We start from the raw sequence: 25,917 nt of genomic DNA, 5'->3' as shown, positions 1-25,917 counted from the left end.
TAAGCAATCGTAGACCGGCACGGGCAACACTGGTTCACTAGGAACATGAGAGCGATCTGGAAAGGCGCAGTAGCGTTTGGGCTGGTCAACGTCCCTGTGAAGGTTTACAGCGCCACGGAGGACCATGACATCAGCCTCCATCAGGTCCATGACAAGGACGGCGGCCGAATCCGCTACCAGCGCCGATGCGAAATCTGCGGAGAAATCGTCGAGTACAAGAACATCGACAAGGCGTACGACGACGGCGAGCGCACCGTCGTCCTCACCAGCGAAGACCTTGCGTCGCTCCCCGTGGAAAAGAGCCGCGAGATCGAGGTGGTCGAGTTCGTTCCCAGCGACCAGATCGACCCGATCATGCTCGACCGCGCCTACTACCTTGAGCCCGATTCAAAATCGACGAAGGCGTACGTCCTGCTCCGGCGCACGCTGGAAGAAACTGACCGGACTGCGATCGTGCAGTTCTCTCTCCGACAGAAGTCACGGCTCGCGGCGCTGCGCGTGCGCGGTGACGTACTGATGATTCAGACGCTCCTCTGGCAGGACGAGGTACGGGAGGCCACCTTCCCGTCCCTCGACGAGAAGGTGCGTATCTCCTCCAAGGAGAAGGAAATGTCCGCGGCCCTGGTCGAGTCGTTCTCCTCCGACTTCGATCCCGAGAATTTCAAGGACGAGTACCAGGAACAGCTGCGTACCCTGATCGAGGCGAAGCTCGAAAAGGGCGAAGCTCTCGATACCGAGGAAACGTTCGGGGAAGGTGAAGAGGGCGACGGGTCAGGGAACGTGCTCGACCTCATGGAAGCACTCCGCCGCAGCGTCGAGAAGAACCGCGAAAAGAAGACCGCGGCGGGTACTAAGAAAACATCGAAAGCAGCATCAAAGAAAGGCGCATGATGGGATTCATACGGAATGATCTGGGGCAGCAGACAGTGGTGCGCCCGCCCAACGCTCCCATCATTGGATGGGCGCTCCTGGGCGCGGCATCCATGATGGCGCTTGAGGAAAAGAACCGGCAGGCGCTCTCGGCAGCCAGTAAGGGGTGCCTAATGCTCTGGGCGGCGCTGGAAGTGACGCAGGGAGAGAGCGGCTTCCGCCGGACCATGGGCAGCCTGACCTTGGGCTGGCTGGCCCGTAATCGTTAGTCAGGACGCCTGGCCCCCGACCAGTGGGTCTTCGGGCGCTTCTTCGCGTTCCTTCTCCAGGAGTTTTCGGTCCCGTACCAGCCGGAGCGCTGTGACCAGCAGGATGCCCCCGACGACGTTGAACACCACGGTGTAACTGAACCAGCCCAGCCAGTCCTGGTAACTGATATCGGCACCGGTCTGAATGGCGCCGAAGATCAGCAGCGAGTCGAGGATCGAGTGGAAGAGTTGCAACCCTGACAGCAGGAAGCCTCCGACGACGGCGGCGGCCAGCTTGCCGCTCATCGCCTCGGTCCCGTGCTGCATCCGCGTCATGAGCGTGATGGTGCTGCCGCCAAGCACGGCCAGGCACACTGTCTGCCAGCTGAAGCCGGCGCCGACGTAGTGTTCGGCCGCAGTGACGACGGTCGGGGTCCACTGCGGGAAGGCTGTCATCACCAACGCCATGAAGAGCCAGCCGCCCGCGAGGTTAGCGAACAATGTGCCAGCCCACAGTTTGCCGAGTTGGCCAATAGTGGCTTGCTTGGCAGTGACGGCAGCAATCGGGACGAGGAAACCCTCAGTGAAGAGCTCACTTTTCGCGAGGAGAAGCGCTATCAGACCGGCGCTGAATGCGACTCCAGCCAGCAGATGACTATCCGTCTGATGGAGTACCGCCAGGTAGGCCATGACGCCGATGCCTATTTCAAAACCACCGAACAGCCCTGTGATGAGGACATCGGGGAAAGTGCGGTGCAGGCGCTGGGCACCTTCGTCGACGGTTCGGTCGAACGACTCCTCGATCTCATCCTCGACCGGGCCGGGTGTGTTGCCGAGTTCCCGCCGTCGCGCGTCGCGGTCGTTCTGGTGATTCTCCAAGCGCCTCGCCTATTTTCCGTTGAAGTATTCGCGATCGGGCAGGACTTAACCCTCCTGGGGGCTCTTCACCGCCTTGCCTGCCAACTCGATGCTACGGCGCAGGGTAGGGCGCCGATTTCAACGACTTCGCGAGGTGAACCGCGTTGGCAGTCATAGCGGAAATGGTCGAGGCAACCGGATCAGGCACCTGGTCGAGGTCCTTGAAATCCACCGTCTGCATCGCCTCTCCCACCCAGTACACGCCGCCCTGGGCAGGAACCGTGAAGCCGATGTCGTTCAAACCCTGATGCATCTCCGCGGTGACGTGGTGGGCGCCGTCCTCGTTCCCGACGACGGCGGTGAGTGCCACCCTGTTGTACATGATAGGCCTGCCGTCATCATCGGTGGAGGACAGATCCGCATCCAGCCGCTCAAACACGCGCTGCCCAATGCTGCTCATGTGGCCCACCCAGATTGGAGCGGCGAGGAGGAAAATGTCCGCGTCCAGGATCTGCCGCCGGAGCTGCGGCCACTGGTCCCCCTCACCCATGTCGATTTCCACGCCGGGAGCCACGTTGTAGTCCACGACCCGGACCGACGACGTCGTTACACCCTGCTCCTCCAGCTTGCTGAGAATGCGGCTGGCCATAAGGTCAGAGCTCGATTCAGCGGGTGAGGGGCTGAGCGTGCAGATCAGCGCAAATGCTTTCAGGTTTTCCATGGGGGTTCCTTCCACTCTGTACACGATCTTCGTCGCCGTTCCCGTCGTGGACGGGACAGCTTACTGGCGGTACCCCTCCACCTGGTCGATCGGCCGGGCCTCTGCCTCCTGGGGACTCTCCCCCGCATCCTGCTTTGCCCGCCTCTGGCGGAGCAGATCCCAGCACTGATCGAGTTCCTCCTCGACCCGCCGCAGGCGGACCCGCCGGTCTTCGGCGGAGTCACTCTCATCGGGGGAGGAATCGCGCAGTCCGTGCTCCTCATCGACAAGGGACTGAATACGCGCCAAAATGTCCTGATCATTCATGACAAACTCCTTCGCTGGCTTCGAGAAGTGCTCGCCCGCTGGGATGTCCCGAGACAGGCCGGGATAGACAGGGTACTTAGTGTCCGCCCGAATATCCACCGAAAGGGGCGTTTGCGTGATCACTCCATCGATGCCCTAAACTGACTGGGAACTATTTGCCTGTGTAGCTCAGTCTGGTAGAGCATCCGCTTCACACGCGGAAGGCCCGGGGATCGAGGCCCCGCGCAGGCACGGTTCGTAGCCCGTCCCGCCACCCGCGGGACGGGTTTTTTCGGGGGCTTGCGTTCGTTATGAGCGAACAAAAAGGAGTTAGCACTCCATGTGGCGGAGTGCTAATCTACCTACAGGTTGAGCGAACAAGGCTCAACCCCCAGCACACTAGATATCCTCAGGGAGTGAACCATCATGGCTATGAAATTCGACCCATTTCGCGAACTGGACCGCGTGGCCGGCGCACTTCTGGATACCCGCCAGGGCCTGCGCCTGATGCCGATGGACCTCTACCGCGAGGGCGACCACTACATCCTCAGCGCTGACCTTCCCGGCATTGACCCGGGGTCAGTTGATATTGACGTCGACGGGCAGCTGCTCACCATCCGCGCCGAGCGCACGCTGCGCAACGTTGAGGGGGTCAAGTGGCTCACCCGCGAACGTGACAGCGGATCCTTCCTCCGGCAGCTGAACCTTGGTCAGGGTATCGACATTGACGCCATCTCCGCACGGTATGAGAACGGTGTCCTCAGCGTCACCATCCCGGTCAGCGAGCGCGCGAAGCCCCGCAAGATCGAGGTGGTCTCAGGCGAGGACGCCCAGTCGGTACGGGGCGACAAGGCTGTGGAAGCCTAATCCGCCTTCACCGAACCACAGCAAAAAGAATGACGACGACGGGCTGCGACCCGTCGTCGTCGTTCTTTTTCCTCTGGAAGGTTACCGGCCTCGAACCGTGCGGTGCTTGTCCCGCAGCGCAAGCGCGAGAGCAATCATGGCGATAGCGAGGACCAGGTGCAGGATGTTGTCCCCTGCGTTGAAGGGGACAAAGTTGGCATCTGAGTCATGCGGGACAATCAGCCCATAGATGAACAGAACGGCATAGATAACGCCTCCCCACAGGAGGAAGTTATAGGCGCCGGTCGCCGATTTCGCCATTACCACACCAGCTACGCCGAACAGGAGGTGAACGATATTGTGCAGGACGGAGACCTGGAAGATCCCGAGCAGGAACGCTTCCGAGCCAGGACCCGCAATGGAAAACTGATCGTAGTTGCTGGTGATGCCCGGAATGAATCCGAGGATACCGATAAGCAGGAAGACTATTCCGACTGCGAGCGCGGCTTTCTGGATGTTGCTTCGGGTTGTAACTCCCGGGTCCGATGAGTGTGTGGATGCCATTGCTTTATCCCCTCTAAGTTGCCGGCGTGACGGGGGGTCGGCGTTTGATTTTGCGAGATGATGAACAGCACTTCCCGCCACTGGTAATGCCAGACTGACACAATGAAGTGGAAATAGAAAGCATGCTTAGTTAACTTTTCGATAACCCTTTGTCTGGTTATCGACCCTTGCGGTGCCTGCCGGACCCTGGGGAGGATGATGCATGACCTTCTCACCAAAGACTGCAATAGTGACGGGATCCAACTCGGGTATTGGACGGGCGACTGCGGTGGCCCTCGCCGAGGCCGGAATGGACGTCGGCATCACGTGGCATTCCGGAGAAGAGGGGGCGAAGCAAACCGCGCGGGAAGTAGAGCAGCGCGGACGCCGGGCGGTGATCGCTCAGCTGGACACCTCCGACCCCGAGGCGGGGGCAGCTGTGGTAGATCACCTCGCAGAAGAGCTCGGCGGGCTCGACGTCTTCGTCAACAACGCGGGCATGAACAAGCCGATGCCCTTCCTCGAAACAGATTTCGACACCTGGCGGTCCATCCTGACGGTCAACCTCGACGGCGCGTTCATCTGCATGCAGCGCGCGGCGCAGAGAATGGTCGAAGCCGGCAACGGCGGACGGATCATCGCCGTCACCAGCGTGCACCAGGAACAGCCACGCGTCGGCTCCACTGCATACGACGCTTCCAAACACGCGCTCGGCGGGCTTGTGCGTACCATGGCGCTTGAACTGAGCCATCTCGGCGTGACCGTGAATGCGGTCCTCCCTGGTGAGATCTCCACACCAATGAATGATGCCGAGGATGAGGACCCGAAAGAGGTCGACCGCCCCGGCATCCCGATCGGCCGTCCAGGTGCTGCCATTGAAGTCGCATCAGTGATCGCCTTCCTCGCAACGCCGGCGGCCAGTTACGTCAACGGCGCGTCGTGGGCCGTTGACGGCGGGATGCTGCAGATGGGACCGCAGGCCGGCTCGCATCTTCACGACCACGCGTGGCGGAAGGGCTGAGGTCGTTTTGCTGTCACTAGTTTTTTGCTTGTTTGCCTAGTTTCTGTCCAGACTCCATTCACCAAACATTCAGGAAGGCCCAATAGTGTGGCGTCAGTCACACTTCAGAGAGGCTCTTCCATGACCACTTCGCAGCACCAGTCCCTGACCGACTTTTCCGCTTTGAAGCGTGGCCAGCAGGTCACCTTGCGCCACCAGTCCGGCAACCAATACACCGGAGTATTGGACGATCGCGCAGACGATTCCTCAGTAGTCTGGGTCCGTCTTGACGACGGTGCGGGACGGCGCCTCTTCCACCGCGAGGACGGATACAGCATCGGGTTTTGACTGCATCACCCTCAGGGCACCGGTGCCCAGGCGCTCCCCCGCTCAGGCCCGACCCACGGCGAAGAGCTTCCGGACGTCTTCTGCATTGAGGGACCGCTGGCGGTATTCGTCCATCAGCACACCAAGGACGTTCTCCGCATACTCTTCATTGGTGGAGGCGATCGCCTCCTTCGCGTACGCCACCCGTACGTTGTTGGCGTACGCATCCGCCGCAGTCTGAGCTATGCAGTTGTGTGTCGCTACGCCGGCGAGGACAACCGTATCCACGCTGAGATTGCGTAGACGCTGCAGTAGATCGGTACCGAAGAAGGCGCTGTCCCGTGTCTTCACCAATTCCGGAAGTCCGTCGATGTCCAGCCCGTCAACGGGCTCCGCCTGCTCCGTGCCGCTGAAAAGGAATCCCTGGTCGTCGTCGAGCATGCTCAGGGTCCACGTCGATTTGTCCCGCTGATGCTCCGTGCGGATTACATAGACCGAAATACCGGCTTCACGGGCATCCGCGATGGCCGAGTTACATGCCTTGACCAGCGGATCCTGCTGCCGTCCGAGGGTTTCATCCTCGAAGAACGCCTTCTGCATATCGATAATCAGCAGCGCAGCCGTCATGTCTCTTCCTTCCCTGTTGCGGGTCCATTGCGACCATTTAGCCAGCATACTTACGTTCCACCCGTGCGGCGGGGTGGCTGCATACAAGACAAGGGCAAACAACTGGGCCTCCTCGGCCTATTTGTTGACTGTTAACAGTCGAGCGACTAATGTGAGTCCTGACACAATGCCGTCGTCGGCGGTCGTGACCGCTAAGGAGCGCGTTTCGCCGAAACCGGAGAAATCCACACGAGGTGAACACCCATGGAATCGACCACAGAACAGATCGCGCCTGACGCGGAGCGTCTACAGCGAATCAAGGAAGCGGCCCACCGCATCCGAACCAATGCGCTCATCCAGGCCGAGGTGCAGGGGCAGGGTTACATTGGACAGGCGCTCGATCTGGCCGACGTACTCGCCGTCCTCTACACCGACCAGCTCAAGCTCGATCCTGCCAACCCTGAGTGGGAGGACAGAGACCGATGCCTGCTCTCCATCGGCCATTACGCCATTGCGCTCTACGCTGCGCTGGCTGAGGCGAAGTTTTTCCCGCGCGAGGAACTAGAAACCTACGCAACCGACGACTCGCGACTGCCCATGTCGGCGATGGCTTCCTACACGCCCGGCGTGGAGATCTCCGGTGGATCGCTGGGCCACGGACTCACGATCGCAAACGGGGTGGCGCTCGGCCTCAAGCGAAAAAGGAACCAGGCCTTTGTGTACAACATCCTGTCCGACGGCGAGTTGAACGAGGGCTCTACCTGGGAAGCGGCTGCGGTAGCCGCACACCACGCGCTGGACAACCTCATCGCCATTGTCGATTTCAATGACCAGCAGGCCGATGGAAAGAGCTCATCGACCCTCGGCATGGAGCCGATCGACGGCAAATGGAAGGCTTTCGGCTGGATCACCCGACGCGTTGACGGCAACGACATCTCCGCCGTCCTCACCGCTCTGGAGGAGTTGCGCGCCGCAGATGCTGCCCAACCCCGCTGCCTGATCGTGAACACCAAGCTCGGCAAGGGCGTGCGGTTCCTGGAGAACCGGGAAAAGCTGCACTTCATGTCCGTTGCCCCTGATGAATGGAAACTGGCCCACCAGCAGCTGAAGGAGTCGTTCGAAGCATGAGCACCACCCAGAAGAAGAGACTGACCTCGGATGCAATGAGTGCATCCCTCGCCCATGAGGGCCAGCGCGTCACCGCCGCTCCGCTCGGCCACGCGCTCGTCCAATTGGCGGAGCAGGATGAACGGATCGTGGGTCTTTCCGCCGATCTGGCCAAGTACACCGACCTGCATATCCTGCGCGATGCCATGCCGGATCGTTTCTACCAGATCGGCATGGCCGAGCAGGCACTGCTCGGAGCCGCAGCAGGCCTGGCGCTGGAAGGCTTCGTCCCCTTCGTTTCGACCTACTCGGTCTTTGCCACACGCCGCGCCTATGACTTCCTCTGCCTGGATATCGCCGAGGCAAACCTGAATGTCAATATGGTGTGCGCGCTGCCCGGTCTCACCACCGGCTATGGTCCTTCCCACCAAGCCACGGAAGACGTTGCCATCCTCCGCGGCATGCCCAACCTGACCATTGTTGATCCCTGTGATGCGGTCGATATTGAGCAGGCCGTCCCCCAGCTGGCTGCACACGAGGGCCCGACGTACATGCGCATTCTGCGCGGCAAGGTCCCGAGGGTCCTCGACGAGTACGACTACACGTTCCAGCTGGGTAAGGCCCAGTTGCTCCGTGACGGTGCAGAAGTGCTGCTCATTTCCACCGGCCTGATGACCGAGCGTGCGCTGGAAGCAGCAAAGGCGCTGGCGCTCGACAAAGTAGACGTGGCCGTCTTGCACGTGCCGACTCTGAAGCCATTGGACGAGGCCACCATTCTGCGCGAGCTGGCTCGGGACCGAGTGGTTCTCACCTGTGAGAACCACACAATCATCGGCGGCCTCTTCGACGCAGTGGCACACGCTGCGGTGCGTGACGGCGTTCATCGCCGCGTCACCCCGATTGGGTTGCCCGACGAATTCCTTGACGCCGGCGCCCTGCCCACCCTCAACGACCGCTACGGGGTCAGCACCTCGAAGATCGTTGAGCGGGTCAAGAGGCTACTGAACCCCCCGCATACGGAACGCGCGGACTGATAGCCGCTCGAGCTCGGCCACTCCTTGAGGTGATCCCCGGCGAGGTCTAGCGTTGGCCACACGGAGGTATTGGGCGGAACTGATCAACCGCCGTATAGAAGGAGAACTGGCTGTGAAATCACTTTGGCTTGAATCGTCACCGCGCATCCCAGTCGACGCCTTCCAGGAGGGCGGCCAGTACGACTCTGTGATCGTCGGTGCCGGCATCACCGGGCTCACCCTGGCCGCGCTGCTTGCGCGGTCCGGCCAGCGCGTTGCGGTCCTGGAAGCCCGCACCGTCGGAGCGGTTACCACGGGAAACAGCACGGCGAAGGTGTCACTGCTGCAGGGCACCCGGCTGTCCTCGATCATCAAGCATCACGGCGCGGCCCTGGCTCGCCATTACGTCACCGGAAACCGCGAAGGCCAGAGCTGGCTGCTCCGGTTCTGTGACGAGAACGGAGTTCGCCACGAGCTGCGCGACGCAGTGAACTACGCGGTAACCGACGACGGCGCCCGCCTCCTCAGTGACGAACGCGATGCGTGCGCGAACTCCGGACTCACCGCCGTTCTGGGGGACTCTTCGGAACTGCCCTTCCCGGTGACGCGCACCCTGCGCGTACCAGGCCAGGCGCAGGTACACCCGATGGAGGTGCTCGCGGCACTGGCCGTCGACCTGCGGAAACATTCCGGCCACCTGGTCGAGGGCGCAAGGGTGACGGGGGTGAAGGCGGGCAGTACAAAGGGCGAACGAACCACCGTCCAGACCTCCGTCGGTGAGGTGTCAGCAGCCCACGTGGTCATCGCCACGGGTACTCCGATCCTGGACCGCGGCGGACACTTTTCCGTCCTCCAACCGCACCGTTCCTATGCGGTCGCTTTCACGGTGCAGGATGAGATCCCCAACGGCATGTACCTCTCGGTCGATTCGCCCTCCCGGACGTTGCGCAATGCCACGGTTGAAGGCCGGCCGTATCTCATCGTGGGCGGCAACGGTCATGCCGTCGGGCGCCAGGCGCACACCCAGTCCCTTGTCGATGACATCATCCGCTGGACCCAGGAGCACTTCCCCACTGCACAACCGGCATTCAATTGGTCGGCGCAGGACTACCGACCGGCGTCGTCCGTTCCCTATGTCGGCAAGATGCCGGTGGGAGGCCAGTCCATCTACACCGCCACCGGTTTCGACAAGTGGGGCTTCACCAACGGAGTAGCTGCAGCCCTGGCCCTGTCCGCGGAAATTCTCGGTGGGAACATGCCCTGGGCGAATGAGCTCTACAAAATCCGCGTGGGCAAACAGGATGCACTCAGCACCGCGAAGACCAATGCCGGTGTGGGCCGCGAAATGGTCGCCGGTTGGCTGGGAGGGCTGGTTCGATCCTCCCACGCTCAGCCGCCTGAGGGTCAGGGCGTCGTCGTGCGCAACGGTGCGCGGCCGGTCGGGATTTGCCAGATCGACGGCGTGACCCATCGTGTGTCCGCGGTTTGTCCGCACCTCGGCGGAGTTCTGAGCTGGAACGATGCCGAGCGATCATGGGACTGCCCGCTGCACGGCTCGCGCTTCACCCACGACGGCGAACGGCTGGAAGGACCTGCCACGCGCGACCTTCAAGCGCCCTAGGATGAGTTCACCCGCTATTCAACGTGGGTTCACTCAGCATTCACCTGTATCGTGGGCGTGTGATTTTTCGTCGCGCTCTTACCATCGCCCTCAGCTGTGCTGCCGGTCTTACCGTCGCCTCCTGCGGCTCGGACTATCCGCTTGGCTCCGAGCAGGAAGCTGCGGCTGAGAACGCTTCCTCCAGCCTGAGTGGAACCATTACCGGTGCCGGATCATCGGCGCAGGGTCCTGCGATGAATGCCTGGCAGTCGGAGTTTGCCACCATCCACCCGGATGTTCGGGTGCAGTACTCTCCCGACGGGTCCGGGGCGGGCCGTGGTGCTCTCCTTGCCAGTGCAGTCGATTTTGCCGGATCGGATGCCTACCTCAGCGAGGAAGAGCTCGAGGAGTCGCGCGAAGTATGCGGCCCCGACGGCGCGTTCAACATTCCGGCTTACGTGGCCCCCATCAGCATCGCCTTCAACCTTCCGGGAATCGAGGAGCTGAACCTCGACGCGGAAACGATCGCCCGCATCTTCCACGGTGAGATCACGAGCTGGAATGATCCCGCGATCGCGAGCCAGAACGAGGGCGTGGACCTGCCCGATACCCGTATCACGCCCGTGAGCCGCTCGGACGACTCGGGAACAACAGAGAACTTCACCGATTATCTGCACTCAGTGGTGCCGGACGTCTGGACCGACGAGGCGGACGGCACCTTCCCGTCCGGTTTGGCGGGAGAGAACGCCAAGGGCAATGCCGGCGTCGTCAGCACCGTCTCCAGCACAGAAGGAGCGGTCACCTACGCGGACGACTCCGCCGTGGGACCGCCGCTCGGCAGGGCGAAGCTCCTGGTGGGCGATGAGTATGTCTCGGTCAGTCCGGAAGCGGCTGCTGCCGCCGTCGACGTCGCTGAGCCGGTGGAAGGCCGCGCCGAATTCGACATCGCGTTGAACCTTGACCGGAAAACAACAGCGGCCGGAGCATACCCACTGGTCCTCGTGTCCTACCACATCTATTGCGCTACCTACGAGGATGAGGAAACCGCGAATCTCATCAAAACCTTCGGCTCCTTTGTGGTCAGCGATGAGGGGCAACAGGCCGCAGCCGAAGCCGCCGGCAGCGCGCCGATCTCAGAGAGCCTGTCGAAGCGCGCCACGGAAGCGATCAATACGATCAGCGTCGAGAAGTAAACACCTACACGTGAAAAACGGAGGGTCCTCGCGCAAGCGGACCCTCCGTTTCGTGTTCTGCCTTAGGCCGGGTTGGAGGCTCGAGGTCCACCTGACTCCGGATCGTCCAGCGACGGATCGGCAAGGCCTGCGCCCCCCGCCAGGGGATCGGCCGTCTGGCTGACCGTAGCCGAACCCGAACCGGGCGCGTCGACGTTGCCCCGCCAGGCACCCGTCTCATTCCCCGTGTTCTCGATGAACTCCTTGAAGCGGGCGAGGTCGGACTTCACCTGCCGGTCATCGGCTCCAACCGCTGCTCCGACCTTCTCGGTGAAACTCTCCGGATCCCAGTCCAGCTGGACAGTTACCCGGGTAGTGGACTCATCAAGCCTGTGAAAGGTGACGACGCCGGCATGGGACTTCCCATCGGTGCTCTTCCATGCAATGCGCTCATCGGGGTGCTGTTCGGTGATCTCGGTGTCGAACTCCCGTTCCACCCCGCCGATCTTGGTGACCCAGTGGTTTCGGGTATCAGAGATCTGGGTGATGGACTCCACTCCCCCCATGAACTCAGGGAAGGTCTCGAACTGCGTCCACTGGTTGTAGGCGGTGGACACCGGCACTGAAACGTCAATAAATTCCTGAACTGTTGCCATTGTCTGTTCCTCCTCTTTGTGCTGGAACTCGCGTGGAACAAGTCGCGGTGTTGATGACCGCTTGATCGCCACGCTAACCCACGGCTCATCACGGATCAATAAAATGCTAAGTTTACTTAGAGTTTTCCCAGCAACTGGATTCGGCAAAAAGTCCGAGTCTAGGCTGGAACCGATGCTGGCGGCGTTCAGCGGCCGGATTTCCCTGACGAGTGGAGGATTAATGAAGGCGTCAAAGACCCTGACCGACAACATGCAATCTGTACTGGTTGACCTGGTGGAACTGCACCTGCAGGGCAAACAGGCCCACTGGAACGTCGTCGGCAAGAACTTCCGTGACATGCACCTGCAACTGGACGAAATCATCGTAGATGCGCGTTTGTTCGCTGATCAGATGGCCGAGCGCTTGCGTGCCCTGCACGCGGTTCCGGACGGGCGGAGCGCCGTCGTCGCCAAGGGAACCTCGCTGAATGATTTCCCGTCCGGTCTGGTGGACACCAAGGACACAGTCACCATGGTGGTTGCCATGCTGGAGTCAGCTGTCGGCCGGATGCGTGAGGTCCATGACCAGGTGGACGAGGAAGATCCCACCACCGCCGATATCCTGCACGGCATGATCGAGAAGTTTGAGCAGTACGCCTGGATGGTGGACGCCGAGAACATGACGCCCACGGCCAACGTGGTGAAGCCCGAACAGAAGTAGAAAACCTAGGCAGCAGGGTGGCGGTCGTCCGACCGCCACCCTTTCGCGTTCCTAGCGACCGGGGAAGTTGGGACGTTCCTTCTCCAGGAAGGCCCGCGTTCCTTCTACCTTGTCCTCGGTTGAGAAAGCGGCGCGGAAGGATTCCGCCTCAATGGCAAGGCCTTCACCGGTGGGCTTGCCCTGGGCGGCTGACAGCGTCTGCTTGACGAGCGCAACGGCGGCGGGAGACTGGCGTGCCACCAGCGCGACTGTGCTGCGCGCGCCGTCGAGCAGGTCCTCGACAGAGTCGAACAGCGCTGTGACCAGACCCGCTCTCTGTGCTTCCTCGGCGTTCATGCGGCGTCCGGTGAAGAGCAGGTCGCGCGCCAGACCGGGCCCAACATACTGTGGCAACCGCACGGATCCACCGAAGCCGGGAACGAGGCCTAGGCTGACTTCCGGCTGCCCGAAGGACGCCGCCGACACCGCATAAATGACGTCGCACGCCATCGCCAGCTCGCAGCCTCCACCCAGGGCAAAACCGTTTACAGCAGCGATGACGGGAACCGGCAGCTGCTCTATCGCGAGGGTGACCCGGTGCATGCGTGAGCTGTAGGCGTGAGCTTCGTCCGGGGTCATCGCTGTCATTTCACGAATGTCCGCGCCGGCGACGAAGGCCTTTCCCGCGCCGGTGATGATCACGCCGCGAACCGGCCACGCGCCGTCGTCGTTGGTCAGAACTTCCGACACTGCGGCGATGCAGTGCTCAAGGTCTTCGATCACCCTCCAGGAGAGGGCATTGAGGGCTTCGGGCCGATTCACCGTAATGGTCAGCACCGAGTCGCGGATGTCGGTGAGGAGCGTGGCGTAGACGGGAAAACGCATGCGCCCAAGCGTAGTCCTAGGAGCGGGTGAAGGGAGCCCGAGGTCTGGTGCGGCAGCGGCCCGGTGAAATGTCGGAGGGGGATGACACCTTTGAATCAGGCACACCGAAGGAGCGCATCCATGACCGACCTCATCTTTCATCCACCCTGCTCGTCGCTGGAATTCCTGAACCTCGGACGGGCGGAAGCGCTCAACCGGGAACAGATCGATTCGCAAATGGCACAGGAGGGAGTCCTGCTGAGATTCAGCCACACCACCGGTGAACTGCCCTGCGCCTACACCGTCGGCCTGACGGAGCAGGGCCTTCCGGAACTCATACTCTATGGCCAAAGCCCGGGCCACGTGCGTCATGCGTGGTCACTGCTTGAACCGGCGCTTCATCAGCTCACGCGGCCTGGGAGCCGGGTTTTCCACGGCCAGTTCAACGGGCAGACCGTCGGTGTGCGGCGAGCATCGCTGCGAAGACTTCGGGATGCTTTCCAGCTATATGGCCAGAACGGGTTCAGCGCGCTGCAGGTCTACTGGATGGTCGGTTCGGACAATCACCTGCCACAGCAGTGGGAAATCCGGTTCCTCGCGGCACAGCCTTTCCTCGGCAGCGGCACCTTGGGGGACCTGGTTGATGGCAAGGACAGCTCATAGCTAGGGCAGCAGCTCGGGCGGAATCAGAAGCAGTAAGGCTACGCCCGTGCCGTTGAACACTATGTGGGTCACAATCGCCGCGCCCAACCTCCCGGTGATAACCGTCAGCACACCGCACATCAGGCCAATCGTGAATGTACTGAGCAGGAGGTAGACAGAAGAACGGAGGTCCGGAACAGCACCGGTATGCAGCAGACCGAAGGCAAGGGAGCTCACCAACAGGGCAATGACCGTGGAGGTCATGATGGACCGCCTCTGCACGGCAGGTGTCACTGCGTCACGCCGGTTGCCTGTGCGTCGGAGCCATAGCGCGTTCTGGACCCCCCGCAGCACGAGGCCACGGTTGAACAGCTCCTCAAGAAAGGGTGCAATCAGTACACCGCCGAGAACACCGTTGATGAGCAACCAGACGGTATCCCCCATTAGGAACAGTTCCGCATTGCCCTGGATAATTTCACCGTCCTGCAGTGGCCACAGAAGGGTGAGAAGGATGAGGATTATCGCCACGACAATGCGGGCGGCTATGCCGACTCCCAGTCCAACCGCCACGTCCACCCACTGGAACCGCAGACCGAAGTCGCGCGAAAGGGACCGGAAGCCGTGACGCCGCGAGGCATATAAGGTAACGCCGAACATCGCCGTCCAAGTCAACAGCAATGACGCGAAGACCAGTTCGGGACCGAAGGGCAGTGTCTCCGCCAGCGCGAGGGTCCCGAGCAGCGGCAACAGCACCACAAGCACCAGCCCGCTCAGTGCCAGTCCGGCTCCCCAGCGGGGTGCGAGGGGTCCCTCGGCGGTCAGCTGGCTGGGGTTGGCCAGGCGAAGCGGCGTCTGCTGCCCTATCAGTGAGGGAATGGATCGGGCCATGCAAGCACCCTACCGGTCTATTCGGGGAAGAAACTGGGCGTCGCAGTTGACGGGTGGGGGTGGGTAGTTCTTTAGTGAAGGGACATCAAGATCAGGGAGTGTGGATGAGCGAGTTCGGATTACCGCCAGGGTTCGTGTTCGGGACCTCGACGGCTGCGGCTCAGATTGAGGGTGCCGTCAATGAAGGTGGACGCGGACCCAGTATCTGGGACGAATACGCGAGCCAGCACAGCAACATCCTCGATGCCTCGAGCCCCGCCCTCGCGTGCGACCACTACAACCGGTACGAGGAAGACTTCGACCTGCTCAAGCAGCTCGGCGCCAAGGCGTACCGGATGTCCATTGCCTGGCCCCGCATCCAGCCCACCGGTCTCGGCCCGGCGAATCCCGAGGGGATCGCTTTCTATCACCGGCTTCTCGATGCGCTGCTGGAACGCGGCATCGAACCGTGGGTAACGCTGTACCACTGGGATCTTCCGTTGGCGTTACAGGACGCCGGCGGCTGGCAGAACCGCGACACAATCGACGCCTTCGCCCAATACACGCGCATCCTCCGCGACGAATTCGGGGGCAAGGTTGCCGCCTGGATGACGGTCAATGAACCGGTGGTGCACACCGGCGTCGGGCATGCGATCGGGCGGGCTGCCCCCGGGCTCATGCTGCTCGGTAGCGCGTTTTCGGTTGCGCATCACCTGCTGCTTGCGCACGGACGGGCCGTGCGGGTGCTGCGTGAAACCCTGGACACCCCCATCGGGATCGTCAACAACCACTCCCCCGTTGAGCCCGCCGGCGACTCGGAGAAGGAACGCAACCTCGCGCTTCTCTATGACCACTACCACAACGGCCAGTTCGCGGCTCCGCTGCTGACCGGTGAATACCCTGCAGACCTAGGGGAGATCGAGGGCATGTCCTTCGAGGTCATCCAGGACGGGGACATGGAGATCATTTCCACACCCCTGGATTTCTACGGCATCAACTATTACTTCCCGACGAAGGTTGGGGCTGCCCCTCCACTGTTTCCGGTCCCCTTCATGCCGCGTGACTACTCCGACGTGCCGAAAACCGACTTCGACTGGCCGGTCATCCCCAGCGGCCTGACCACAATCCTCAAGCAGCTCAAGGAGCAGTACCCAAACATCCCGCCGATCTACATCACCGAGAACGGCTGCGCGTATGACGACGGCCCGGGCAGAGACGTCGAAGACACCAACCGGATCGAGTTCCTGGAAAAGCACCTGGCAGCGATCGGGGATGCCGTTGCCGAAGGCGTGGATGTCCGCGGCTACTTCCACTGGACCCTCGTGGACAACTGGGAGTGGCAGGAGGGTTACACCAAAAAGTTCGGTCTGATCCGCATGGAACCCGCCACGCTTGACCGCATTCCGCGGGCGTCTTTCCACCGGTACGCGGAAATCATTGCCCAGCACAGCGGCGCCGGCGCTGATGCTGCCCAACCGCCGCTGGCCGCCGAAGCATCCTAGTCCCGGTTCAACCGCTAACGACGACGCCCGCGGCCGCGAGCGCCCTGTGCACCCTTGGAGCTCCCCGGCTTGCGCTTGGTGTTCTTGCTCTGACCCGGAGCGGGCTTGCCCTTCACAGGCTTTGCCGTCTTTTTGGGCTCCCTGGACGTTTCCTTCTGCGCCGACGGCTGCCGTGAACTCCGCGCGGTCCTCCCGCGGACTATGCCGACGAATTCCTCGATCTCATCCGTGGTGTTATCGGCAATCCAGGCGACGGCGATGGTGGTTGGGGGCGCGTCCGGCACAACACAGGCAACGACATCGCGGCGGTTGTAGTGACGGGCAACGGACATGGGAAGCACAACGACGCCGGCACCCGACGCCACAACCTCGACAGCCATTCGCGCGCCGCCGCACTCCTGAACGTCGAGGACCTTTTCATCGCCCAGTTCGGGGAGCGGAACCTCGTCGAGCAAGGAGAGCTCGTTGTCCTTCGAGACGACCACCACAGCAAGTTCCTCGTAGAGCGGGATGACACTGAGCGCGTCCCGGTCAACGGGTAGTCGAACAAAGGCGATGTCCACAGAACCGTCCCGGAGCGCTGAGGCAAGCGCGCCGTCGTCGTACTCGGTTGCTTCGATCGGAAGATCCGGATTCCGCTCACGCCAGCGTCCCACCCACTTCCCGGGCGTCACCCCGGGCACGAAACCGATGTTCAGGGCGGAAGGCTGGAACTCGGGCACGTCTTCACAGTAACCCAGTCGACGCTACCGCTCCTGTCCTCCACAGTTCGCTGACGCTCGGCGCGGGGCCCTCGCCCAGTACGCGCTTCTGGGCTCCCATTCCTCGCTGGCGCTCGGCGCGGGGCCCTCGCCCAGTACGCTTAGGAGAATGACCCCAGCGAAGTCCCCGCAGACCATGAAACCGGCTACAGCCGCGAAGAAACTTGGCATCTACCTGCCCGCAACACCACAGGAGTTCCAGGACAACGACATCTCCCGTGGAGACTTCAACGAGATCCAGGAGAACCCGCCCGAGTGGCTCGCGGAGCTGCGCCGCAACGGTCCGCACCCGCGCCCGGTGGTGGCGCACAAGCTTGGCGTCTCGATCAGTGGCCTCGCCCGCGGTGGAATTACGGACCCGCTGACGACGGCGGAGATCACCGCGCTGCTTCAGGCACCGCCTGAGTGGCTGGTGGCAGAGCGCTCAACGATGGCGCGGGTGCGTGCCGAGGAGAAGCGGGCCAAGGAAGCGCGGCGCGCGAAGGACTAGCTCCTACGCCGGGTTCAGCGGCTCGATCAGCACGGGGCTGTCATCCCGGACGGGTCCCACCTCATGGAACTGCAGCCGTTCCGCAACGGGAGTGGCGGCGGCAACCGCTTCGTCAGCCAGTTCCTGCGTCCCCTTTGTTGTCGGGTTCAGCCACTCGCTCCAGAATTCGCGGGGCAGCGTCACGGGCGTGCGGTCATGGATTTCGGCCACTCCTCCCACTGCTTCGCGGGTCAGGATGGTTGAGGAAAGGACCCACCGGTTGGGATGGTCATCCGGCAGTTCCCGGTTGCGCCACCACGCATACAGTCCAGCAAACACCACCGGTTCACCGGGCAGGTGGATGTAGAACGGGGTCTTGGTTTTCCCCTCGGTTAGCCACTCATAGTAGCCGCTGGCTGGAATGAGGGCACGGCGGCTCTCCAGTGAGGGCTTGAAGGTGGGCTTGCTGCCCACGGTTTCTGCTCTGGCGTTGAAGGTGGGGCCCTTGGTTTTCAGTTCCTTGGAGAACGACGGCGTCAGCCACCATCTCGCCGCCTCCATGCGACGGGTAACGTGGTCGTCCTTGAGGGACTCCAACACCACGCGAATTGGGTCGGTGGGGCTGATATTCCACGAGGGTCCGGGGAGATCGTCGCCCACCGTCTCGACGTCGAAAAGGTCCACCAGATCCTTGTTTGAGCCTGCCACAACAAAGCGTCCACACATGGAGACAGGCTACTCCGTATCGCTTGTCCACAGACTCTTCCACAGGTCCTACGATCAATTGACTTAATCGAACACAGGTTCGAATATTAAGTGTGAGTTCACCAGCTGCAGCCCAGTATCAGGCGGTTCCCTCGGGTCACCCCCCGCAGGGTGCCCGTCGGGCACTGTCTGCGGTGGATGACGCTGCCGCAGCCAACTCCAAGGCCAGGCTCAAGGCAGAACTGCAATCCAGAATCAACGGAATGCAGAACAGCCGGCCCTCTTCCCGGCGGATGCCCACCGTGCCGGTGTTGGCAGGGATCCTTCCGGGTGGTGGCCTGCAGGCGGGTACCGCGTATTCGGTGACCAACTCCACCACTCTCGCCATGGCTTTGCTGGCCGGACCATCAGGTGCCGGAGCCTGGTGCAGCGTTATCGGCATGCCCACCTTCAGTGTGGAAGCCGCCGCCGGCTTCGGCATAGCGCTGGACAAACTGGTTTTGGTGCCAAATCCCGGTGACCAATGGCTCACAGTCACCGCAGCAATGGTGGACGTGGTGTCGGTTGTCCTTACCTGTGCTCCGGAACAAGTCACTCCGTCGGATGCGTCCCGCCTCATGGCCCGCCTGCGTCAGCGGGGTGCCGCACTCGTGACCATGGGCCCGTGGCCGCACAGTGAGGCCACGCTCAGCGTGACCGGAAGCAACTGGCAGGGCCTGGGTTCAGGAACCGGCCATCTTCGAAGCCGCAGGATGAGGATTACAGCGCGCGCTTCCACCGGCCGTTCCCGTACTGCGGACCTGTGGCTTCCGGATCTCCAGCGCGGGCCCTGGGCTGCATCAACACCCGCTGCGCACGCGGAGTCCGGGCAGCAGGAATTCTTCTCACGGTCGGCCCGCGCATCATGAAACTTCCCCGTACCGGCCAGGCTGCACCGGCTTCCCCCACCACTACCCGCACCATGGTTCTCTGGTGTCCCGACTGGCCCATCACTGCAGCACTGAGGGAATACCTCCTGCCGGCGGAACATCCCGTGGCACTGATCGAGAAAGGCGAGGTTTTCGCCTGCTCACCCGCAGCCCGGGAACAGGGAGTCAAACGGGGACTTCGTCTCCGGGAAGCCCAGGCCCGGTGCACCGCCCTCACTGTTCTTCCCTATGATCCTGCGCTGGATGCGAGAACCTTTGAACCCGTCATAGCCGCGGTAGAGAAAATCATGCCCGGGGTGCAGTTGGTCCGCCCGGGATTGTGTGCCCTTCATGCCAAGGGTCCGGCCAGGTATTACGGCAGTGAAGAGCACGCTGCGGCTGTTCTGCTCAAGGCCCTCGCCACCATTGGCCTCACTGCCGCCCGCGTGGGAGTGGCAGACAGCCCTTTTGCCGCTGAGCATGCCGCCCGGGCAACTGAATTCCTGGATGATGCGGGGACCGACTCGGTGTGGATCATCCCACCCGGGGAGTCGGCCTCTTTTCTCAGCAGCTTCCCCCTGGAAGTTCTGGAGGAACCAGCACTCGCGGTGGTCCTGCGGCGGCTCGGAATCCGCACTCTGGGCGATTTCGCTGTCCTCACCCGTACTGACGTGCGCAACCGGTTCGGCGCGGAAGGCGCGCTGGCCCATCTCAAGGCAACCGGATTTGACCACCACAGCGTGGTGGAAAGAAAACCACCGGCGGAACTCGACGTCGTCGTGCACTGTGAACCGCCGCTGGCACGCATTGATGAACTCACATTCACCCTCCGTCTGTCCGCGGAAGAATTCGTGGGCCGGCTGCGTGAGGCAGGGCTGGTGTGCACCGTCCTGGTGGTACGGCTGCAGTCAGAATCCGGTGAGGAATCAGTTCGGCTCTGGCGCCATCCCCGCTGGTTCGACGCCGATGATGTGCTGGACCGTGTCCGCTGGCAGCTACAGGGCAGCGGCAACGTTGAGCATGGGCTGAGTTCCGGGATCAGCAGAATCCAACTTCTGCCCGAAACCGTAGAGGATCTCAGCGACCATGCGGACGGCCTGTGGGGAACGGGACCCGACGAGAATATTCACCACGGCCTTGCCCGGGTGCAAAGCATGCTGGGACATGGGGCGGTGCTGACTGCCATGGTGGCCGGAGGAAGGATGCTCACCGACCGGCGGGTTTTCATTCCCTGGGGAGATCCACCGTCGGAGGATGCAGCGAAAAGCCGGGATCTCCCGTGGCCCGGCCAGCTTCCCGGTCCTGCTCCTGCCACCGTCTTCGATGAACCCCGTTCCGTCGAGGTTCTGGACAGGACCGGAAACGCTGTGGACGTTGATGAGCGCGGACTGCTGACAGCGGCTCCGGCCCTGCTTGTCGCTACGCCTCCCCGGCAATCCGCCATTTCTTCCTGGGCCGGGCCCTGGCCCATCGTTGAGCGCTGGTGGGATTCAAACGGGCGCACACTCAACCGGTTCCAGGTCGTGGATGAATCGGGAACTGCCTGGCTGCTGCTTCTTGAGGATCACCACTGGTGGGCGGAGGCCAGCTATGACTGAGCGCCCAGCATGCGGGCCGCTCCACACGGACGCGGGGCCCTGATATGGGTTTCAACAATCCCCCTATTTCCTGGTCCGAGTTCGAACGCACCCTCTCCGACCGGCGCCGTCCCGGTTCCCCTCCCCTGGGTGCGGACGGTGGTGACAGCCCGGCGTGGTCACTGAAGCGGCATCCGTACTCCCCGCCGGAAGACGCGGTGCCAACCACGGTCGGTCCTGTGGTGCCCTACGCGGAACTACACGTGCATTCGAACTTCAGTTTCCTTGATGGCGCCGCCAGTCCCGAACAGCTTGTTGAGGAAGCCCACCGCCTTCATCTCCACGGGCTGGCGCTGACCGATCACGACGGTCTCTACGGGGTTGTCCATCTGGCTGAAGCGGCGGAAAAACATCCCGGGTTGTCCACGGTCTACGGCACCGAGCTATCCCTGGAATTGAGTAAACCTCAAAACGGTGAACCGGATCCCGAGGGCCGGCATCTGCTCGTTTTGGCCCGCGGCGCCGAGGGCTATCATCGGCTGGCTGCGGCCATCACTGAAGCCCAGCTGAAACCGGAAGCCGAGAAGGGCAAGCCCCGGTACAACCTCTCCGAGCTCGCCGCCAGGGCAGGCAACAACTGGATGATCCTGACCGGATGCCGCAAAGGGTCCGTCCGCCATGCCCTCCTCAACGGAGACCTTCAGGAAGCGGAACTGGAAACCCGGCGTCTGATTGACCTGTTCGGGGCGGGCAATGTCGCCGTCGAGCTTTATGACCACGGCAATCCCCTGGACAGTACGCACAACGATGCCCTGTGGGAGATCGCCTCCCGGCTGAAGCTGCCCGTCGTTGCCACCAACAATGTGCACTATGCCGTTCCGGAGCAACACAGACTCGCCACCGCAGTGGCGGCCGTCCGGGCGCGCAGATCGCTTGATGACATGGACGGGTGGTTACCGGCGTCGGGCTCTGCCCACCTGCGCAGCGGCGCCGAAATGGCCACCCGCTTCGCCGCCTATCCAGGGGCGGTGGAACGGACAGTGGAACTGGCCGATGATCTGGCGTTCCGGCTCAGCAGCGTCAAGCCCGGCCTGCCCAAACTGAACCTGCCCGAGGGCCACACCCAGATGAGCTGGCTGAGAAAACTGGTGTGGGAAGGGGCCGCGAAGTTTTACGCCGGTCGCACCGATGTATGTGAGCGCATTGAGAAAGAACTGCACGTCATCGAGGAGAAGGACTTCCCGGGCTACTTCCTGATCGTCCATGATCTGGTTCAGTTTGCGCGCAGCAGGGAAATCCTCTGCCAGGGACGCGGATCAGCAGCGAACTCCGCGGTGTGCTACCTGCTGGAAATCACCGCCGTCGACTCCATCCTGTATGACCTCCCCTTTGAACGCTTTCTCTCCAGCCTGCGGGATGAGGAACCGGATATCGATGTCGATTTTGATTCCGACCGCCGCGAGGAGGTCATCCAGTACGTCTATAACAAGTACGGTCGATTCAATGCCGCACAGGTTGCCAACGTCATCACCTACCGGCCCAAGTTTGCGGTCCGCGACATGGCCAAGGCGCTGGGACACAGCCCCGGGCAGCAGGACGCCTGGTCAAAGCAGGTGGAACGGTGGGGCGCACTGGTTTCCAGCGATGATCACGACATTCCCGGACCGGTGGTGGAATTGGCACAGGGCGTACTGAAATTCCCGCGCCACATGGGGATCCATTCGGGAGGAATGGTGCTTACCGACCGCCCGATCGGAGAAGTATGCCCAATAGAGCATGGACGGATGGACGGGCGCACCGTCCTGCAATGGGACAAGGATGACTGCGCCTGGATGGGCCTGGTCAAGTTCGACCTGCTGGGGCTCGGCATCATGGCAGCCATCCAGTACAACTTCGACCTCGTGAAGAAACACTTCGGCGAGGAATGGACGCTGCACACCATGCCCCGGGAAGAACAGGGTGTCTACGACCAGCTGTGTTTCGCCGATTCCATCGGAGTGTTCCAGGTGGAGAGCCGCGCCCAGATGGGAATGCTGCCGCGCCTGCAGCCCCGACGTTTTTATGACCTGGTCATTGAGGTTGCGCTGGTTCGTCCCGGACCTATTCAGGGCGGAGCGGTGCACCCGTACATCAAACGGAAACTGGGCGAGGAGGAAGAGAGCTACCTCCATCCCAAACTCGTACCGGTTCTCAAACGCACGCTCGGCGTTCCGCTCTTCCAGGAACAACTCATGCAGATGGCCATGGTGGTAGGTAACTGCTCGGGTGCAGACGCGGACCAGTTGCGTCGCGCGATGGGGTCCAAGCGAGGCCTCGAGCGGATCGACACACTCAGGGAGAAGCTGTATGAGGGCATGGAGTCCAACGGGATCACCGGGGAGGTCGCCGACTCCGTCTATCGAAAAATCCAGGCGTTCGCCAACTTCGGATTTGCTGAAAGCCATTCGATCAGCTTCGCCCTGCTGGTGTACGCCAGTGCCTGGTTACGGCTTCACTATCCGGGGGCTTTTCTTGCCTCGCTCCTGCGCGCACAGCCGATGGGCTTCTACTCTCCCCAGACTCTGGTGGCCGATGCCCGCCGACACGGTGTCATAGTCCTTCGTCCGGACATCCTGCTTTCCGGAACCCATGCGGATCTTGAGGTCAACGGCTCCGCCGCCACGGCGCCCACAGGTTCGGCCGACTGCCTTGCATTTCACCAGCCCCCCGTAGGGAAATTTGATCGCTCCATTCCGTTCGACTCAACTACTCATCGCCGGGATGGCAACTATGCGGTCCGGTTAGGGCTGGACAGTATCCAGTCAATCGGCAAAAAACTTGCCCAGGCCATCGTCGAGGAGCGCGGGACTAACGGCCCGTTCGAGAACATGGGTGATCTTGCACGCCGGACGCAACTGAACTCGAATCAGCTCGAGGCACTGGCAGCGGCCGGAGCGTTTGACTCAATGGGGCTCTCCCAGCGGGAAGCCCTCTGGCATGCCGGCCCCGCCTCTACCGAGCGTGAGGGCCAAATCAAGGGGACCACTGTATATATCCAGCCGCCCCTGTTTCCGGACCTTACCGAAGTAGACCGAGTGGCAGCTGATCTCTGGTCAACGGGAATCACCACCGATGATCATCCCGTGCGCCATGTCCGGCCAACATTACGACGCCGGGGTGCGCTGACAGCCGCAGACCTCCTTTCCGCCGAGCCCGGCCGGCGGGTTGAGGTCGGTGGAGTAGTCACCCACCGGCAGCGCCCTGCCACCGCCAGCGGCATCACCTTCATGAACCTCGAAGATGAGACGGGTCTGGTAAATGTCATTTGCTCAGTGGGCGTGTGGCAGCGCTACCGGCGAATAGCAAGGGAGGCTAGCAGCGTGCTGGTGCGGGGGGTACTGGAACGGTCCAACGAAGGGGTGGTGAACCTCGTCGCGGACAAGTTCGAGGTCCTCCGGCTCAAGGCCACCACAAAATCAAGGGACTTCCGCTGAGGCCATGCGCCGGGGGCACTGCAACAAAAAGAAATGCCCCGACCTGAGGCCGGGGCATTTCAGTTGGTGCGCGAGGGGGGATTTGAACCCCCACACCCTTTCGGATACTGGCACCTGAAGCCAGCGCGTCTGCCGTTCCGCCACTCGCGCAAATTGAGTGAAGATCCTTCGAATCAGCAGAAACAAGCATAACGGAGGCCTGGCAAAAACACCTAAACGGATGAGTTGCCCCACGTTCCGCAACTTTGAAATCTGCGGAAACGTTGAATGTTATCGACAGGCAACGTCCCCGGTTAAGGCCATTTAGGGGACGCCCCAGTAGTATCGACACAAGACAGCAGCGACCCTGCATGCCTCCGCGCGCTTCCGTGCGGGCAGGTCCGGGTAGCCAAAAACGCAGGTGAGGAGGTAGACCATGGGCATTTTGGATAACGTCGAGCGCGGACTCGAGAAGATCGTTCGTGGTGCCTTCTCCACCGGTTCGCGCTCCCAGGTGCAACCCGTCGAAATAGCGAGCGCACTCCGCCGGGAGCTCGACAACAAGTCGCTGACGCTGGCGCAGGGACGCACCCTTGCCCCTAATGTTTTCACCGCCCGGCTGTCCGATCCCGACTTCGCCCTCGCCCAGGAGTGGGGGTCTCCGCTCGCCGAGGAACTGTGCGACGTCGTTATCAAACACGTCAACAGTCAGAACTACACTCTCAAGGGTCCGGTTCGGGTGTCCTTCACCCGGGACTCCGCCCTGAAACCCGGCGTCTTCGAAATCGACTCCGCTACGGAGACGCAGCCCACGCAGCGACCTTCAGCTCCGAGCGCCCCAAGCCGCCAACCAACCCCCTACCAGCCGGTCCTTGAGCTCGACGGTCAGCGCTACTCGCTCAACGTCGGTTCCGTGCTGCTGGGCCGCTCATCGGAAGCAGACATCCTGATCGATGACACCGGCGTATCCCGGCGTCACCTCGAGATCCACACCGGCCAGGGCCAGTCCCGCGCTGTGGACCTCGGCTCGACGAACGGCAGCTACGTAAACGGGCAGCGTGTGCAGGGAGAGGCTGAGTTGACGGACGGCACCGTAATCACAATGGGCCGCACCCGCATGACTTTCCGACTTGTACCCGTGCAGAACGGCGGCCACTAAGCATGAGTGATCTGACCGTAACGCTGCTGAGATACGGCTTCCTCCTCCTGATCTGGATCCTCGTGCTCAGCGTTGTCAGCGCGCTCCGGCGGGACCTCGTCGTCGGGCTCCGTAACCGGACCGGTGCACCGTCGGCCCGGCAGGCCCGCAAACATCCCGAGCTCGTTGAGGAACCACCGGCCAAGCCGCAGGCCAGACGTCTCGTTGTCACGGAAGGACCCCTCAAGGGGACCTCCCTTGACCTCGCATCCAGTCCCATCCTGCTCGGCCGTGCGCAGGAAGCCTCGCTCGTTCTGGAGGATGACTATGCCTCAGGCCGCCATGCCCGGCTGTTTCCGCAGGGCAGCCGCTGGTTCATAGAGGACCTGGGATCGACCAACGGAACCTACCTCGGAGGCAATCAGCTAACGCGCGCACTACCAGTGGAGCCTGGAGTACCCATTCGGATCGGTAAGACGGTCATTGAATTGAGGCCATAGT

General features: G+C 62.2%; 28 protein-coding genes and 2 tRNA genes. 19 read left to right on the top strand and 11 right to left on the bottom strand.

The genetic code is table 11. The features are described from left to right. Positions 1-45 precede the first annotated feature (45 nt). Together ku and AC4D1W_RS13795 are read left to right on the top strand one after the other, a co-directional pair. On the top strand, positions 46-891 hold the full coding sequence (gene ku / locus AC4D1W_RS13800; RefSeq protein WP_490899111.1) for a non-homologous end joining protein Ku: 846 nt from the start codon (positions 46-48) through the stop codon (positions 889-891). Further along, a complete protein-coding gene (locus AC4D1W_RS13795) occupies positions 888-1,139 on the top strand; it encodes a hypothetical protein (RefSeq protein WP_490891080.1) in 252 nt (83 codons plus the stop codon). Before ku ends, AC4D1W_RS13795 begins: the two co-directional genes overlap by 4 nt. Here the strand turns inward: AC4D1W_RS13795 and AC4D1W_RS13790 are convergent, their stop codons facing one another. From AC4D1W_RS13790 to AC4D1W_RS13780, 3 genes are all read right to left on the bottom strand, one after another. Further along, entirely contained in the window at positions 1,140-1,997 is an 858-nt protein-coding gene (locus tag AC4D1W_RS13790; RefSeq protein WP_490891078.1) for a formate/nitrite transporter family protein, read from the bottom strand. 91 nt (positions 1,998-2,088) lie between these two features. Next, positions 2,089-2,697: a flavodoxin family protein gene (locus AC4D1W_RS13785; RefSeq protein WP_490899110.1), complete on the bottom strand. Its 609-nt coding sequence runs from the start codon at positions 2,695-2,697 to the stop codon at positions 2,089-2,091. Between the two features lie 60 nt (positions 2,698-2,757). After that, positions 2,758-3,003, bottom strand: coding sequence for a DUF2630 family protein (locus AC4D1W_RS13780; protein ID WP_490899109.1), 246 nt, complete (start codon positions 3,001-3,003; stop codon positions 2,758-2,760). 157 nt (positions 3,004-3,160) lie between these two features. Between AC4D1W_RS13780 and AC4D1W_RS13775 the strand changes: the two genes are divergently transcribed. Further along, a tRNA-Val gene (locus AC4D1W_RS13775) sits at positions 3,161-3,234 on the top strand. A gap of 174 nt (positions 3,235-3,408) precedes the next feature. Then, a complete protein-coding gene (locus AC4D1W_RS13770; RefSeq protein ID WP_490899108.1) occupies positions 3,409-3,849 on the top strand; it encodes an Hsp20/alpha crystallin family protein in 441 nt (146 codons plus the stop codon). 81 nt (positions 3,850-3,930) lie between these two features. Here the strand turns inward: AC4D1W_RS13770 and AC4D1W_RS13765 are convergent, their stop codons facing one another. After that, on the bottom strand, positions 3,931-4,392 hold the full coding sequence (locus tag AC4D1W_RS13765; RefSeq protein ID WP_490891073.1) for a DUF4383 domain-containing protein: 462 nt from the start codon (positions 4,390-4,392) through the stop codon (positions 3,931-3,933). 202 nt (positions 4,393-4,594) lie between these two features. Between AC4D1W_RS13765 and AC4D1W_RS13760 the strand changes: the two genes are divergently transcribed. After that, positions 4,595-5,392, top strand: coding sequence for an SDR family oxidoreductase (locus AC4D1W_RS13760; protein WP_490899107.1), 798 nt, complete (start codon positions 4,595-4,597; stop codon positions 5,390-5,392). Positions 5,393-5,512: 120 nt separating this feature from the next. Beyond that, positions 5,513-5,719: a hypothetical protein gene (locus AC4D1W_RS13755; RefSeq protein ID WP_490899106.1), complete on the top strand. Its 207-nt coding sequence runs from the start codon at positions 5,513-5,515 to the stop codon at positions 5,717-5,719. A gap of 42 nt (positions 5,720-5,761) precedes the next feature. Here the strand turns inward: AC4D1W_RS13755 and AC4D1W_RS13750 are convergent, their stop codons facing one another. Beyond that, on the bottom strand, positions 5,762-6,325 hold the full coding sequence (locus tag AC4D1W_RS13750) for a cysteine hydrolase family protein (protein ID WP_490899105.1): 564 nt from the start codon (positions 6,323-6,325) through the stop codon (positions 5,762-5,764). A 243-nt stretch (positions 6,326-6,568) separates the two neighbouring features. Between AC4D1W_RS13750 and AC4D1W_RS13745 the strand changes: the two genes are divergently transcribed. The 4 genes from AC4D1W_RS13745 to pstS all read left to right on the top strand — a co-directional run bounded on the left by AC4D1W_RS13745 (position 6,569) and on the right by pstS (position 11,217). Next, entirely contained in the window at positions 6,569-7,432 is an 864-nt protein-coding gene (locus AC4D1W_RS13745) for a transketolase (RefSeq protein WP_490899104.1), read from the top strand. Next, complete coding sequence (locus tag AC4D1W_RS13740) at positions 7,429-8,445, top strand: transketolase family protein (protein ID WP_490891066.1); 1,017 nt, start codon at positions 7,429-7,431, stop codon at positions 8,443-8,445. Before AC4D1W_RS13745 ends, AC4D1W_RS13740 begins: the two co-directional genes overlap by 4 nt. Before the next feature lie 112 nt (positions 8,446-8,557). Beyond that, positions 8,558-10,045, top strand: a complete 1,488-nt coding sequence (locus AC4D1W_RS13735) for an FAD-dependent oxidoreductase (protein ID WP_490891065.1) — start codon at positions 8,558-8,560, stop codon at positions 10,043-10,045. A gap of 59 nt (positions 10,046-10,104) precedes the next feature. Next, a complete protein-coding gene (gene pstS / locus AC4D1W_RS13730) occupies positions 10,105-11,217 on the top strand; it encodes a phosphate ABC transporter substrate-binding protein PstS (protein ID WP_490899103.1) in 1,113 nt (370 codons plus the stop codon). 62 nt (positions 11,218-11,279) lie between these two features. On the opposite strand, the gene AC4D1W_RS13725 is transcribed toward pstS, so the two are convergent. Next, positions 11,280-11,852, bottom strand: coding sequence for an SRPBCC family protein (locus tag AC4D1W_RS13725; protein WP_490891062.1), 573 nt, complete (start codon positions 11,850-11,852; stop codon positions 11,280-11,282). Between the two features lie 220 nt (positions 11,853-12,072). On the opposite strand from AC4D1W_RS13725, the gene AC4D1W_RS13720 reads away from it, so the two are divergent. Next, positions 12,073-12,552, top strand: coding sequence for a Dps family protein (locus tag AC4D1W_RS13720; RefSeq protein WP_490899102.1), 480 nt, complete (start codon positions 12,073-12,075; stop codon positions 12,550-12,552). A 51-nt stretch (positions 12,553-12,603) separates the two neighbouring features. Here the strand turns inward: AC4D1W_RS13720 and AC4D1W_RS13715 are convergent, their stop codons facing one another. Next, the gene (locus AC4D1W_RS13715; protein WP_490891059.1) at positions 12,604-13,416 is read right to left on the bottom strand and encodes an enoyl-CoA hydratase/isomerase family protein; all 813 of its coding nucleotides are present in this window, start codon (positions 13,414-13,416) and stop codon (positions 12,604-12,606) included. A 120-nt stretch (positions 13,417-13,536) separates the two neighbouring features. Between AC4D1W_RS13715 and AC4D1W_RS13710 the strand changes: the two genes are divergently transcribed. Then, positions 13,537-14,058: a DUF4262 domain-containing protein gene (locus AC4D1W_RS13710; RefSeq protein ID WP_490899101.1), complete on the top strand. Its 522-nt coding sequence runs from the start codon at positions 13,537-13,539 to the stop codon at positions 14,056-14,058. On the opposite strand, the gene AC4D1W_RS13705 is transcribed toward AC4D1W_RS13710, so the two are convergent. Further along, positions 14,059-14,925: a CPBP family intramembrane glutamic endopeptidase gene (locus AC4D1W_RS13705; RefSeq protein ID WP_490899100.1), complete on the bottom strand. Its 867-nt coding sequence runs from the start codon at positions 14,923-14,925 to the stop codon at positions 14,059-14,061. Positions 14,926-15,029: 104 nt separating this feature from the next. On the opposite strand from AC4D1W_RS13705, the gene AC4D1W_RS13700 reads away from it, so the two are divergent. After that, positions 15,030-16,406, top strand: a complete 1,377-nt coding sequence (locus AC4D1W_RS13700) for a GH1 family beta-glucosidase (protein WP_490891055.1) — start codon at positions 15,030-15,032, stop codon at positions 16,404-16,406. A 14-nt stretch (positions 16,407-16,420) separates the two neighbouring features. Here AC4D1W_RS13700 and AC4D1W_RS13695 read toward each other — a convergent pair whose 3' ends face one another. After that, complete coding sequence (locus tag AC4D1W_RS13695; protein WP_490899099.1) at positions 16,421-17,128, bottom strand: LysR family transcriptional regulator substrate-binding protein; 708 nt, start codon at positions 17,126-17,128, stop codon at positions 16,421-16,423. A gap of 148 nt (positions 17,129-17,276) precedes the next feature. Between AC4D1W_RS13695 and AC4D1W_RS13690 the strand changes: the two genes are divergently transcribed. Further along, positions 17,277-17,657 (top strand): DUF5997 family protein, encoded by a 381-nt coding sequence (locus AC4D1W_RS13690; protein ID WP_490891053.1) that lies wholly within the window; start codon positions 17,277-17,279, stop codon positions 17,655-17,657. 3 nt (positions 17,658-17,660) lie between these two features. Here the strand turns inward: AC4D1W_RS13690 and AC4D1W_RS13685 are convergent, their stop codons facing one another. Further along, entirely contained in the window at positions 17,661-18,362 is a 702-nt protein-coding gene (locus tag AC4D1W_RS13685) for an SOS response-associated peptidase (RefSeq protein ID WP_490891052.1), read from the bottom strand. Positions 18,363-18,454: 92 nt separating this feature from the next. Here AC4D1W_RS13685 and imuA' point away from each other — a divergent pair, with 92 nt between their 5' ends. From imuA' to AC4D1W_RS13670, 3 genes are read left to right on the top strand one after another with little or no spacing between them, the layout of a single operon-like run. Continuing rightward, positions 18,455-19,249, top strand: coding sequence for a DnaE2-dependent mutagenesis accessory factor ImuA' (gene imuA', locus AC4D1W_RS13680; protein WP_490899098.1), 795 nt, complete (start codon positions 18,455-18,457; stop codon positions 19,247-19,249). Next, entirely contained in the window at positions 19,246-20,847 is a 1,602-nt protein-coding gene (locus AC4D1W_RS13675; protein WP_490891050.1) for a DNA polymerase Y family protein, read from the top strand. Before imuA' ends, AC4D1W_RS13675 begins: the two co-directional genes overlap by 4 nt. Positions 20,848-20,891: 44 nt before the next feature. Continuing rightward, positions 20,892-24,299, top strand: a complete 3,408-nt coding sequence (locus AC4D1W_RS13670; protein ID WP_490899097.1) for an error-prone DNA polymerase — start codon at positions 20,892-20,894, stop codon at positions 24,297-24,299. A 64-nt stretch (positions 24,300-24,363) separates the two neighbouring features. Here the strand turns inward: AC4D1W_RS13670 and AC4D1W_RS13665 are convergent. Continuing rightward, a tRNA-Leu gene (locus AC4D1W_RS13665) sits at positions 24,364-24,449 on the bottom strand. Positions 24,450-24,714: 265 nt separating this feature from the next. Between AC4D1W_RS13665 and AC4D1W_RS13660 the strand changes: the two genes are divergently transcribed. Together AC4D1W_RS13660 and AC4D1W_RS13655 are read left to right on the top strand one after the other, a co-directional pair. Beyond that, positions 24,715-25,437, top strand: coding sequence for an FHA domain-containing protein (locus tag AC4D1W_RS13660; RefSeq protein ID WP_490891048.1), 723 nt, complete (start codon positions 24,715-24,717; stop codon positions 25,435-25,437). Positions 25,438-25,439: 2 nt separating this feature from the next. Continuing rightward, positions 25,440-25,916 carry an FHA domain-containing protein FhaB/FipA gene (locus AC4D1W_RS13655; RefSeq protein WP_490891047.1) on the top strand — a complete coding sequence of 159 codons (477 nt, stop codon included), beginning with the start codon at positions 25,440-25,442 and terminating at the stop codon, positions 25,914-25,916. Position 25,917 lies beyond the last annotated feature (1 nt).

It is taken from the genome of Arthrobacter sp. TJ-170 (genome assembly GCF_058269305.1).
The sequence above is the reverse complement of the archived record's forward strand: the minus strand, read 5'-3'. Positions and strand labels throughout refer to the sequence as shown.

Coding starts and splice junctions, on each gene's coding strand:
- AC4D1W_RS13655 (WP_490891047.1), top strand. CDS start 25,440: ATGAGTGATCTGACCGTAACGCTGCTGAGATACGGCTTCCTCCTCCTG.
- AC4D1W_RS13705 (WP_490899100.1), bottom strand. CDS start 14,925: ATGGCCCGATCCATTCCCTCACTGATAGGGCAGCAGACGCCGCTTCGC.
- AC4D1W_RS13740 (WP_490891066.1), top strand. CDS start 7,429: ATGAGCACCACCCAGAAGAAGAGACTGACCTCGGATGCAATGAGTGCA.
- AC4D1W_RS13780 (WP_490899109.1), bottom strand. CDS start 3,003: ATGAATGATCAGGACATTTTGGCGCGTATTCAGTCCCTTGTCGATGAG.
- ku (WP_490899111.1), top strand. CDS start 46: ATGAGAGCGATCTGGAAAGGCGCAGTAGCGTTTGGGCTGGTCAACGTC.
- AC4D1W_RS13785 (WP_490899110.1), bottom strand. CDS start 2,697: ATGGAAAACCTGAAAGCATTTGCGCTGATCTGCACGCTCAGCCCCTCA.
- AC4D1W_RS13710 (WP_490899101.1), top strand. CDS start 13,537: ATGACCGACCTCATCTTTCATCCACCCTGCTCGTCGCTGGAATTCCTG.
- AC4D1W_RS13715 (WP_490891059.1), bottom strand. CDS start 13,416: ATGCGTTTTCCCGTCTACGCCACGCTCCTCACCGACATCCGCGACTCG.
- AC4D1W_RS13690 (WP_490891053.1), top strand. CDS start 17,277: ATGACCCCAGCGAAGTCCCCGCAGACCATGAAACCGGCTACAGCCGCG.
- AC4D1W_RS13755 (WP_490899106.1), top strand. CDS start 5,513: ATGACCACTTCGCAGCACCAGTCCCTGACCGACTTTTCCGCTTTGAAG.
- AC4D1W_RS13745 (WP_490899104.1), top strand. CDS start 6,569: ATGGAATCGACCACAGAACAGATCGCGCCTGACGCGGAGCGTCTACAG.
- AC4D1W_RS13760 (WP_490899107.1), top strand. CDS start 4,595: ATGACCTTCTCACCAAAGACTGCAATAGTGACGGGATCCAACTCGGGT.
- AC4D1W_RS13700 (WP_490891055.1), top strand. CDS start 15,030: ATGAGCGAGTTCGGATTACCGCCAGGGTTCGTGTTCGGGACCTCGACG.
- AC4D1W_RS13750 (WP_490899105.1), bottom strand. CDS start 6,325: ATGACGGCTGCGCTGCTGATTATCGATATGCAGAAGGCGTTCTTCGAG.
- AC4D1W_RS13675 (WP_490891050.1), top strand. CDS start 19,246: ATGAAACTTCCCCGTACCGGCCAGGCTGCACCGGCTTCCCCCACCACT.
- AC4D1W_RS13660 (WP_490891048.1), top strand. CDS start 24,715: ATGGGCATTTTGGATAACGTCGAGCGCGGACTCGAGAAGATCGTTCGT.
- AC4D1W_RS13770 (WP_490899108.1), top strand. CDS start 3,409: ATGGCTATGAAATTCGACCCATTTCGCGAACTGGACCGCGTGGCCGGC.
- AC4D1W_RS13725 (WP_490891062.1), bottom strand. CDS start 11,852: ATGGCAACAGTTCAGGAATTTATTGACGTTTCAGTGCCGGTGTCCACC.
- AC4D1W_RS13795 (WP_490891080.1), top strand. CDS start 888: ATGATGGGATTCATACGGAATGATCTGGGGCAGCAGACAGTGGTGCGC.
- AC4D1W_RS13720 (WP_490899102.1), top strand. CDS start 12,073: ATGAAGGCGTCAAAGACCCTGACCGACAACATGCAATCTGTACTGGTT.
- AC4D1W_RS13670 (WP_490899097.1), top strand. CDS start 20,892: ATGGGTTTCAACAATCCCCCTATTTCCTGGTCCGAGTTCGAACGCACC.
- AC4D1W_RS13765 (WP_490891073.1), bottom strand. CDS start 4,392: ATGGCATCCACACACTCATCGGACCCGGGAGTTACAACCCGAAGCAAC.
- AC4D1W_RS13685 (WP_490891052.1), bottom strand. CDS start 18,362: ATGTGTGGACGCTTTGTTGTGGCAGGCTCAAACAAGGATCTGGTGGAC.